The sequence below is a fragment of the Komarekiella delphini-convector SJRDD-AB1 genome, assembly GCF_014831675.1.
Taxonomy (GTDB): Bacteria; Cyanobacteriota; Cyanobacteriia; order Cyanobacteriales; family Nostocaceae; genus Komarekiella.
The window spans coordinates 1-8,800 of record NZ_VJXY01000103.1 but is presented as its reverse complement, the minus strand read 5'-3'; the positions used below and the strand labels follow the sequence as shown (position 1 = coordinate 8,800).

General features: G+C 41.2%; 9 protein-coding genes and 2 pseudogenes. 2 read left to right on the top strand and 9 right to left on the bottom strand.

Going from position 1 to position 8,800, the window contains the following annotated elements; all coding sequences use genetic code 11:
* Positions 1-126: 126 nt before the first annotated feature.
* Together FNW02_RS36405 and FNW02_RS36400 are read right to left on the bottom strand one after the other, a co-directional pair.
* Positions 127-792 (bottom strand): annotated as a pseudogene (locus tag FNW02_RS36405) (filamentous hemagglutinin N-terminal domain-containing protein); the annotation flags it as partial.
* A 75-nt stretch (positions 793-867) separates the two neighbouring features.
* Positions 868-1,728: a class I SAM-dependent methyltransferase gene (locus FNW02_RS36400; RefSeq protein WP_191762346.1), complete on the bottom strand. Its 861-nt coding sequence runs from the start codon at positions 1,726-1,728 to the stop codon at positions 868-870.
* A 568-nt stretch (positions 1,729-2,296) separates the two neighbouring features.
* On the opposite strand from FNW02_RS36400, the pseudogene FNW02_RS36395 reads away from it, so the two are divergent.
* Positions 2,297-2,884, top strand: a pseudogene (locus tag FNW02_RS36395) (ShlB/FhaC/HecB family hemolysin secretion/activation protein); the annotation flags it as partial.
* A 152-nt stretch (positions 2,885-3,036) separates the two neighbouring features.
* A complete protein-coding gene (locus FNW02_RS36390) occupies positions 3,037-3,960 on the top strand; it encodes a hypothetical protein (protein WP_191762345.1) in 924 nt (307 codons plus the stop codon).
* 55 nt (positions 3,961-4,015) lie between these two features.
* Here FNW02_RS36390 and FNW02_RS36385 read toward each other — a convergent pair whose 3' ends face one another.
* The 7 genes from FNW02_RS36385 to FNW02_RS36355 all read right to left on the bottom strand — a co-directional run bounded on the left by FNW02_RS36385 (position 4,016) and on the right by FNW02_RS36355 (position 8,646).
* A complete protein-coding gene (locus tag FNW02_RS36385) occupies positions 4,016-4,528 on the bottom strand; it encodes a hypothetical protein (protein ID WP_191762344.1) in 513 nt (170 codons plus the stop codon).
* 42 nt (positions 4,529-4,570) lie between these two features.
* Positions 4,571-5,242 (bottom strand): hypothetical protein, encoded by a 672-nt coding sequence (locus FNW02_RS36380; protein ID WP_191762348.1) that lies wholly within the window; start codon positions 5,240-5,242, stop codon positions 4,571-4,573.
* Positions 5,243-5,794: 552 nt separating this feature from the next.
* Positions 5,795-6,112, bottom strand: coding sequence for a hypothetical protein (locus FNW02_RS36375; RefSeq protein ID WP_191762343.1), 318 nt, complete (start codon positions 6,110-6,112; stop codon positions 5,795-5,797).
* Positions 6,109-6,849: a hypothetical protein gene (locus FNW02_RS36370; protein WP_191762342.1), complete on the bottom strand. Its 741-nt coding sequence runs from the start codon at positions 6,847-6,849 to the stop codon at positions 6,109-6,111. Before FNW02_RS36370 ends, FNW02_RS36375 begins: the two co-directional genes overlap by 4 nt.
* Before the next feature lie 99 nt (positions 6,850-6,948).
* Positions 6,949-7,581 carry a hypothetical protein gene (locus tag FNW02_RS36365; protein WP_191762341.1) on the bottom strand — a complete coding sequence of 211 codons (633 nt, stop codon included), beginning with the start codon at positions 7,579-7,581 and terminating at the stop codon, positions 6,949-6,951.
* A 4-nt stretch (positions 7,582-7,585) separates the two neighbouring features.
* Positions 7,586-8,428, bottom strand: a complete 843-nt coding sequence (locus FNW02_RS36360) for a BRO-N domain-containing protein (RefSeq protein WP_191762340.1) — start codon at positions 8,426-8,428, stop codon at positions 7,586-7,588.
* Positions 8,429-8,451: 23 nt separating this feature from the next.
* Positions 8,452-8,646, bottom strand: a complete 195-nt coding sequence (locus FNW02_RS36355; RefSeq protein ID WP_191762339.1) for a hypothetical protein — start codon at positions 8,644-8,646, stop codon at positions 8,452-8,454.
* Positions 8,647-8,800 lie beyond the last annotated feature (154 nt).

The window sequence follows — 8,800 nt, the reverse complement described above, 5'->3', positions numbered from 1 at the left end:
TTTTGTCCCAACTGAAGTTAGGTAAGCAAGCTACTGGGTATAAAACTGCTCAGAAGGCTCTCAATCGGTTCATTTCTGAACTAATCGGTTCAGTTTAGCTGCTTGGGGAATTCGCCAACGGTATCCGCTACCCAGTTCTATCCTTCCTCCTGGTGCTGTCAAACTGCCTCCTTCCAAAGCAATGTCACCCCCTATCAAGGCTAAGGTTTTCCCTGGCAAAACCCGCAGACCGTTGGAGCTAGCACCTGCTCCTGAAATGGGTGAAAAGAAAGAAGAAATAGCTAAACTATGTCCTGAACCTTGTACGCGGATCTCACCACTATGGTTTTCTAAGTTCAAACCTATGGGCGCACTCACAGTTAGGAGAGGAGTAATTTGAGGTGCAGTCGCACTAAGCTCTGTCCCGTCAGCAAACTTTAAGCTACTCGCCGTACTTGCCAAGAAAGAACCGCCGATGTTCAAACTGGCATTGGAACCAAAAATAATGCCATTGGGATTAATCAGGAAAAGGTTAGCTGCACCGTTAGCCCGAAGTAATCCATCAATGTTAGAAACAGACTTGCCTGTTACCCGGCTAATAATGTTTTGAATGTCTCCCGCATTGTTGAAGTAAGCTGCGCTCCCGGCAGGAAGAGAAAACTGGTCAAAGCTGTGTAACAGATTGCTACCTGCTCTAGTTCCTCCATTGATAATGCTATTATCACTATCAACAGTAATCTTAGAATTGACGGGTAGAGTTGAATCCGGGATGATTTGTGCTTTTACTACTCCAGAAGTCAACAAGCAAGTCATTGTACTTACTTGGATAACTTTAGTGAAACTGAACATTTTCATGTAAGTACACAGATTTTACTTTGTAACTTCAAGCTAAGAAGGAGATATTTGAAAAGATAAAATCATGTATTGTAGTAATCCACGGCGACTAAGCCTTTCCAATCCTCTAGTCGCTCGGTAAGTCTCCTCATCTCCTTCTCGCCGCATTAATGAGTTAACTACTGGGTAAGTTGGTAGGGTATTACGAGTGATATTTTCTGTTTTAACTAGCTCAAAACCTGTAGCTGAAGCTAGTTTTTTGTACTCAAAGAGAGGACAAAAATTAACTGACCGAGAGCCGTAAGTACGAACAACAAGAGTTTTAGTAGCTTTTTCTATTAATTTCCAGGTTCGGTAAAAAGCCTGAATAGGAATAAAATCACAAATAGTCAACCTTCCTCCTGGACGTAAAATTCGCCTTGCTTCCCTAAAGAAATATTCGCGGCTAGAGAAAGCAAAAATAGACTCTACTGCCAAAACTACATCAAAATAATCATCGGAAAATGGTAATTGACAAGCATCAGCGTCAACAAATTTTATATGATTATTAGGTAGTGCTTGTACTGTTGTTTCGGCTCTAAGTAGCTGCTCAGTGTTAATATTTATTCCGACTAAATGCATACTACAAAAACGTTCATTGAGACTAGCAATGGTTCCTCCAAATCCACAGCCTACATCAAGAATGCTTAAACCATCCTGTATTTCTGCAACGTCAGTAACAAGACGAGATAAGTTCTCTGCCGCTATAGCAAAATCTGCAACTGAACCATCAGCTTTAGTTGGGTCAGACCAATAACCCCAATGTAAATGCCGACCAAAAGCTAATAGCGCATCAACATCTCCTTCAGAAAATTTTTGTGGCAAGCTATCAAAGTAAGGCACGCTAATTGAATGATTACTGCTGCCGTCGCTCAAAATTTTCCTCCTTTACTGTGAATCTGTATTTGGGCATCTGTTACGTCATATAGATTCATTTTTTGTGGATTGCTATATTATTGCTGCTGATAGTGAGTGATGCTCTTTCTAATCACAATACATTGAGAGTATACAGCAATCAGCACCATGTCAATACTTTTGAAAGTACAAATCCCATTGCTGTAATGCTTGTCTGCTTGATAAAAAGCATTTTCAGCCTCTACCAATATAAATGATCTTGAAACTATGTTGCCCGTACTAAAAGTTTAAGCAAGCAATCTAAATAGCTTGATATGCCTTGATTTGATTGATTCAGCTTTATCGGAAAATAACCGTCCATATCAACTACCGTCCAACAATCATCGAACCGAAATAAGTCCAATTTTCTAATTACTCGTGCTGGAATGCATACAAAAGTTGTACTTTATAATCTGTATTTACCTTACGCAAATAATAAATAATTAATCCTCATAATAAGTTTTAATATAGGCTGAAAAAGTAACGTTTGATGGTGTGCAGATTTTGCCAGTTCACCACTAGGGTATCTGCGTTGCGATTTTTTTAATAATGGATTAATTGCAGTAACCATGAAGTATTTGCAGTGCGATCGCACTCTTGTCGGCAGGTTACACGATCGCAGTTCAGCCTGGGACTGGGTGCATTCAACGCCACGATAAACGAAAATGCTCCCGACAGCCGCTTTTTCAGTTGGCAAGGACAAGCGCAATTGGTACGCCTGCTAGCCCCTGAAACCATAGCATTACTGCGTCTGAATACGCAACTAGCGACTACGACACTCGTACCTTTAGAACAGTTTGGCGTGGGCGGACAGGAGAGCGTCAGAGGTTATCGTCAGGATTTCCTCTTGACAGACAATGGCGTGTTTGCTTCGGCAGAAATACAAGTACCAATTCTACGCGCTGGTGGTACATTGCAAGTGATTCCCTTTGCAGACTTCGGAGTGGGGTGGAATTCTGGTACAGAGAATCCCGACTCGAATACTCTGGCTTCTGTAGGTCTGGGGTTGCAGTGGCGTGGGGGCAATAGTTTCAGTGCTCGTGTTGACTGGGGGATTCCTTTAGTAGATGTGGATTCGGACGGAAGAACTTGGCAGGAGAACGGGGTGTATTTTTCTGTGATTTATGATGCTTTTTGAAGGCTGGACTAGTCTAGCTTGATGATGAAGAATAAATTCGTTAGGAATCGAGTTTTGTTCATAACATCGTTTGACTTGAGTTGAGCAGTTGACTTGGTTAGTAAAGTATTTCACTGTAAAACGAAAGAGATTAAAGGGTGTCAAGGGGAAGTATGGATATAGCACTGCGGGTATTCAGGCACAATCAATACCAAGAGTTACTGCAAGCTAGCGATGTTATGGAGAATGATTTAACTGACTTAGTTTGCCAATGCGTGGAATGTGGTAATTTTGTGATTTGGGTAGCTCCTAATTCAAAAGAAGCACTAAGAAAGCGGTCTGCTCATTTTCGACATCCGCGCAATGTAAATAATAAATTGGTAATGTATTGCGAAAAACGAGTTAGTACATACAGTAGTGCAAAAGTTAACAATCTGCGAAGGAGTATTGCAGAAGCTCGTTGTCGATATATACGTAAAGAGTTCTGGAAATTGATGAGCAATTACTATTTAGAATCCTGTAATTTTCGGATGAATGATATTCTCTCCTCAGCAGACCCCAAATACCGAGAGATGGGAGAGTTATTTGCTACTGGCTTTCGTAAAGAAGAAGATTATACTCCACAACTTTTTCAGATTATTAACTGTATTTTTAGTGGAGTACCAGTCTGGTTAACTCATGCATATTTAGGAGACAAAAGGCGAATTATGCCTAATCCCAGTATACAAAAGCATTTTATGGAACAAGTGACAGGTCAGTTAAATCAAAAACTACACTACTTAATTTGCTTAGATGTTTTAAGGTTTATTAAAGAGTCTAAATCTTCTTGGGAAATATGTATTCGCCTGTTTACACTGGCAGCTTATAGTATGGTTGAATACTTATATCAAGGGATGTTACTAGGCTTAGAAGCTGAAGATGGAACCGAATTAGTGATATATGAAAAAGCTGAATCAGGTAGCCAAAAACTGATTAGTAGAGACTTAAGTTTTTGGGAGAATAATAAAAATAAGCAAATTATCTATAATTATACAGTCGCTCATGTTCTGACGTGGGTGGCACTAATACCATACAATCAGACTATCGAAAAGGGATAGTAAAAGCATTGGCGTTAATAACGCTTAACGCTGCTCCCGCCCACCCCTCAAGCTACTAAAAAAACCGAGGTACATGAACATATTTGAAATTACTGTTTCCCTTGTAACCAGAGGCTTTCGTTAGTTGGTTGAGGTTCTGCACCCCGCTATATTGTTTACCATTGATCACCCAAGTAGGGAAGCCAGGAACTTTCGCTGCCTTGCATAAATCTGGTTTAGCATTCAGACCCTTTGAGCCGCACTCTATTTTGATGCTATCGCTGATTATTTGATAAGCTTCTTTGCCAAAAAGCAACTTCTGCTCGTGGGAATGTGGACACCACCATGCGGCGTACTCTTTCGCACCTATATTGACCAAATGCCGTGCTAAGGCTATCTCTGCCTCGCCGGAAGTAGTGGTGATTGACCAGCCGACGCCAGTAAGGCGACGTTCGTCGGGACGGAAGAATATTTTTTGCTGATCTTTTGGTTGAGCGGTTTGAGGGGCTTGTGCAGATAATGAAGTTACGCTAACACAGGTAACACCCACCGCTAAAAGTCCGGCTGTCCACACAAGTTTTGCAAACATATTATTGATGATAATCAGGACATTTCACATTATCACATCAACTTATAAGATGTGAGCGCAATAATCCGGGCAATTTTCGCCATCCCATCCTCGCGCGTGAATCCCGCAAACCAGCATATTACTACCATAGTATTGCCCATGATAGTTGGAGCAACCAATGCAAGCTACTGGTGTTGATTCAGTCTCATCTAAATCATCCTCATCCTCATCGAATTCCACAATTAACGCACAATTACAATTTGGGCAGTGGTCTATTTGGCTGGAATTGTCATCAACTAAACAAGTCTCAAGTCGTAGGTGGCTGCTGTATTCGCCAGTATCGCTAATATCAGTCCTTAGTGTAAAGAAGTAAGGATAACTGCATTGGCAGACATTGATCTCGCATTCAATATTATTAGTACAACAGGGCTGAAAGTATTTTTGAGCAATCTTCCAGTCCTGCTGAAGAGAAAGGCTCTGAGGATTGCCCTCGAAGTTTACTGTCCACAGCTTGGAGTCGTGAAAGATTCTTAAGCCAAAACATGTATAGTCGTGAGCCAGATTTTCAATGCTTTCGTAGCTCTTAGCCGATTTGTAATCAAAACTTCGTTTGCTAACTCTCAAACTTTGATCGCGGGGGTAGGTTTGGATTACCAAGTACTCACCTTCGCAAAAGGGATTGAAGTCTGTGGCAACGTTCGCGTTTAAGAAGAGAAAATCTTTTAAGGTATCCATTATTTCTCCTGATTGGAGTTTAAGTTTTCGCTTTTTAGCAGAGATAATTCCCGGAATTATGTCTAATTAACTAACTTGAAAAGCTTGCTTTTTCAGGTAAAATCATTAAAAATAAGTACATTATACGACTTAGATAGAAGTTCTGAGTCGTAGATCCAGCAGAATAATCTACCAAACACAGTCTGCTATTGCGGACTTTTTTATGTAGTTAAATTTCCAGATATAATTCCAGCAATTATGTTTAAAAGATTGCTGAAAAAGCTTGTATTTAGGAAATAAGTTTACAAAAATAAATATGTTGTGTAAATGCATTTTGTATTTACATGATTATCACTGACTAAGGTGTTACGGTTATACCCGCATAAGTCCGCGTTTGCGGACTTTCCTTAATTAATTGAATGGAAAAAGAGGTCAAACGTAGTCAGAAATTTAACCTCTAAAACAGTAAGCTCATTTGAGATTATCACGCTCAAGCCAATTGAAAAATTTTGGAAACTAATGCATGTATTCTTTGCTGTTAAAGTAGTTCTGGCATATTTGTCTGCTTTAACTTTAAAAACCAGCAATCTCTTGTTTTAATAAGACCCCGTTGGATGTCAGCACCCAATAAAGTTCATCGCTCTCCACCTCTTCTACATATCCCCAGCCCCGAAGATCTTGGAGAATTTCAGTCAAAAACTCATATACTACCTCACCAGAATACGCACCTCCTTCTGCAATCATCTCAAATGTACCCCGCAATTCATAATCAATAAATGCTTCTTGTTCGGAATGCAATATACCAATTATTTCAGCATAGGCAGTACCAATAATACAGCGCCTTCCATCGGTTGAAGTTACTGTTCTCAGTAGGTCAAAAGGGATAATCATGCCACCACCTCAATTTTTGAAACTGGTTGTGAAGGCGTTAAGCACAAAAAGTCTACTACATTCTTAACTGCCTGCATTGGCTCAACATCTCGATTATCAATCTGTGCAACACAAGCCGCTTCGGCGTTGTTAATTCTGTTGAGACTACGGGAATCAAGATAATCTCTCGATTCGTGTCGAGTGCAACCTAACATTTCTTCCATCTGTTTTGCTGTCATCCCAAAAACTGCTCTGTACATCGCATCAGTTGCATTGACGTAGATGAAAATGCGGTAGTTATCAGAGCATTCTTTGTGACGCTCTAAATAGGACTTAATAGCATCGGTCAAATCTCTTCTAACCATTTTCCCATCATGGCGTGTGGATAACCACTGGTTTCGCTGCTCATCTGAAATAGCAATGCCAAAGTGCGAGTAAGCAAGCGAACGTAGCGAGTCGCCTAAACCTGCAACTACCAAGTTGATGGCCACAGGATTCTGTTGAATAACTTCAAAGTTGACGAGTTGAAGGAATCCTCCGTAAGGAACTGCGTTAACTTTGCCATTGTCTGGAATTTTAAAACCATTAGGTTTATTCACGATGCGAACAGAGGTTTTCACAAGCTGAGAGTTGTTCTGGTACAATGCTTTCAGCTTTTTAGATGCTAATTTCTCTCTGGCTGAATTTTCGCGGTAATTGAGAATAGCCTCAATCGCTGGATAAGTCATGTACAAATTTCGTTGTGCATCAAGTCCCATCCACAAGCTCTCTTCTACCGTATTGAACAGATTCCAATCGAATGTTAATGATGTTATTACTCATTGGCTTAATTCTTAGTAAATGTAGGTGTAAACCTGTTAAGGTAAGGGCACTTTTTGAGAAAACAAACAATTCCATACTTGATTAGTTTGCTGACAATCAGTAAACTCTCGCTTCAGTTGGGATGCCGTGACAGAAACCAAAGCAATTGCAAAAACTAAAATTAAAGGATTAGCTTTGGCCAAATTAAACCACCAACGCCAATCCCTAAAGTTGGGTAGTTGAGGTAGTCTCAAATTCCAAAAGCTGAAATTCCCAAACCCGATTCGCACTTGACTACCGGGCAGCCATTCCTCATCAATGTTGACGAAAATCACTTGTATCCGGGGATTCTGTTCAACCATTGAAGCAGTCTTGAGCGCCGATGGTTGCTGACGAGCATCGGGTGTGAGAAAACCCATAACTACGAGTTTGTGCGTATTGTTTAGTCCGTAAAGGTTGAGTTGTCCCACAGCTTGGTAAATGGTGTCGCGGTCGAGATATTTCTTTACCTCTGCGATCGCTCCCCCTTGCCAGTTGGTAACTATATCGGCCCGTCCTCCGTTAGCCTGAACTTCCAGATGAGTTTGGAATCCGCGTTCAGTTAGGCGATCGCTGATATATTTTTGCAAGTCTCGTTCCTGCCAGCGATCTGGGAATCCAGCAGATTCACAAAATTTAGATGGCAACATAGAATTACATCTGTACAGCCAAATCAACAACTTCAAGAACATCAGGCAACCAACGAACGTGTTCCACAATTTTGTCGTGAGTTTTTGCTTTATCGCGGGTCACAGTTCCCCACTGCTTGCCAGCTTCAGTTAGATGCCAGATGTTTTTGCGACATTGTTTACCATTCGTATTAGTCTTAATTTCGACTTGTTTAGTCTGCAAGCCAGCAGCTTCCAAAACACGGTTAACTATTTGAGGCTTAATGGGCTTGGATAGCTCATTGCGTTCGGCATATAATTCACCAATTGCAGTGGGAGATAAATGTCGGTCGGGAGTCGCAATAATTTCCCCAATTGCTCCAACGATTTCTTTAGCCATTGGGGCGATTTCTGGGTACAACGCTTGTACACCTCGGACAACAGTGATTGTCTGTAGTTCTGCACTAAGTCTTGTACCAGCTAGTACCTTTTGTCCAAAGTTAACTAATTCATCAAGGGTGGGTTTGGTATTCTGTTGTTGGTCAGGCTTGGGCATTTTATACTGGCCAGTGCGGCGTAGAGTTGGGAGGACTTCTTCGTATAGCCATCGCTGGAAGGGAACAGCAATAGGGCTATCAGAACGACCAATCAAATAATACAGTCCTGGCTCGTAGAGGGTTGCCATTTTTTGCTTTCCGCCAGGGGTCATAATCGGTTTATGATCCTTCCACTCGGAGGGAACCTTGTTCAAATAGTTGGAGTAGTTACGTGAATCGGCTTGTGGGTACAAAATAGCAACAATATCCGCAGCAACCCATTCTAGTTTCTCTGCTGTGCCAACGAAGCGGACTTGTTGAGACTCGAATACAAAAACTGATAAATTCGACATAATTTGATTTTCTCTCTCGAAAACTAAGCAGGAATTTCTTCAAATCGGTATGCTTGAAATCTTCTATCCAACAAACCAGATTGCACAATCCCGTCGCCGCGACCTTGGAGTGATGTAACTGCCTCACCGCGACGCATCAAAATCATCCGTCCCGAAGTGGCATCAACGCAGCGAAAAGCAATTCGACAGGGTAGATTGTCGCGTAAATCAGGGGGCAATGCTTGTGGGTCATCTTTACTACGTTTCAGGGTAAACGCATCTAAGTATAGTACATAAATACTAAGAGAGATAAAGGCAGCGATCGCTCATGGTATAGAGGTTGAGCAATAAGGCTTTGATGGTAAAGTCATTGTAAAAGTAGCAATATTGCCC

Excerpts from the sequence above, each read along its gene's own strand:
- FNW02_RS36390 (WP_191762345.1), top strand. The coding sequence starts at position 3,037 with ATGGATATAGCACTGCGGGTATTCAGGCACAATCAATACCAAGAGTTA.
- FNW02_RS36385 (WP_191762344.1), bottom strand. The coding sequence starts at position 4,528 with ATGTTTGCAAAACTTGTGTGGACAGCCGGACTTTTAGCGGTGGGTGTT.
- FNW02_RS36380 (WP_191762348.1), bottom strand. The coding sequence starts at position 5,242 with ATGGATACCTTAAAAGATTTTCTCTTCTTAAACGCGAACGTTGCCACA.
- FNW02_RS36375 (WP_191762343.1), bottom strand. The coding sequence starts at position 6,112 with ATGATTATCCCTTTTGACCTACTGAGAACAGTAACTTCAACCGATGGA.
- FNW02_RS36370 (WP_191762342.1), bottom strand. The coding sequence starts at position 6,849 with ATGGGACTTGATGCACAACGAAATTTGTACATGACTTATCCAGCGATT.
- FNW02_RS36365 (WP_191762341.1), bottom strand. The coding sequence starts at position 7,581 with ATGTTGCCATCTAAATTTTGTGAATCTGCTGGATTCCCAGATCGCTGG.
- FNW02_RS36360 (WP_191762340.1), bottom strand. The coding sequence starts at position 8,428 with ATGTCGAATTTATCAGTTTTTGTATTCGAGTCTCAACAAGTCCGCTTC.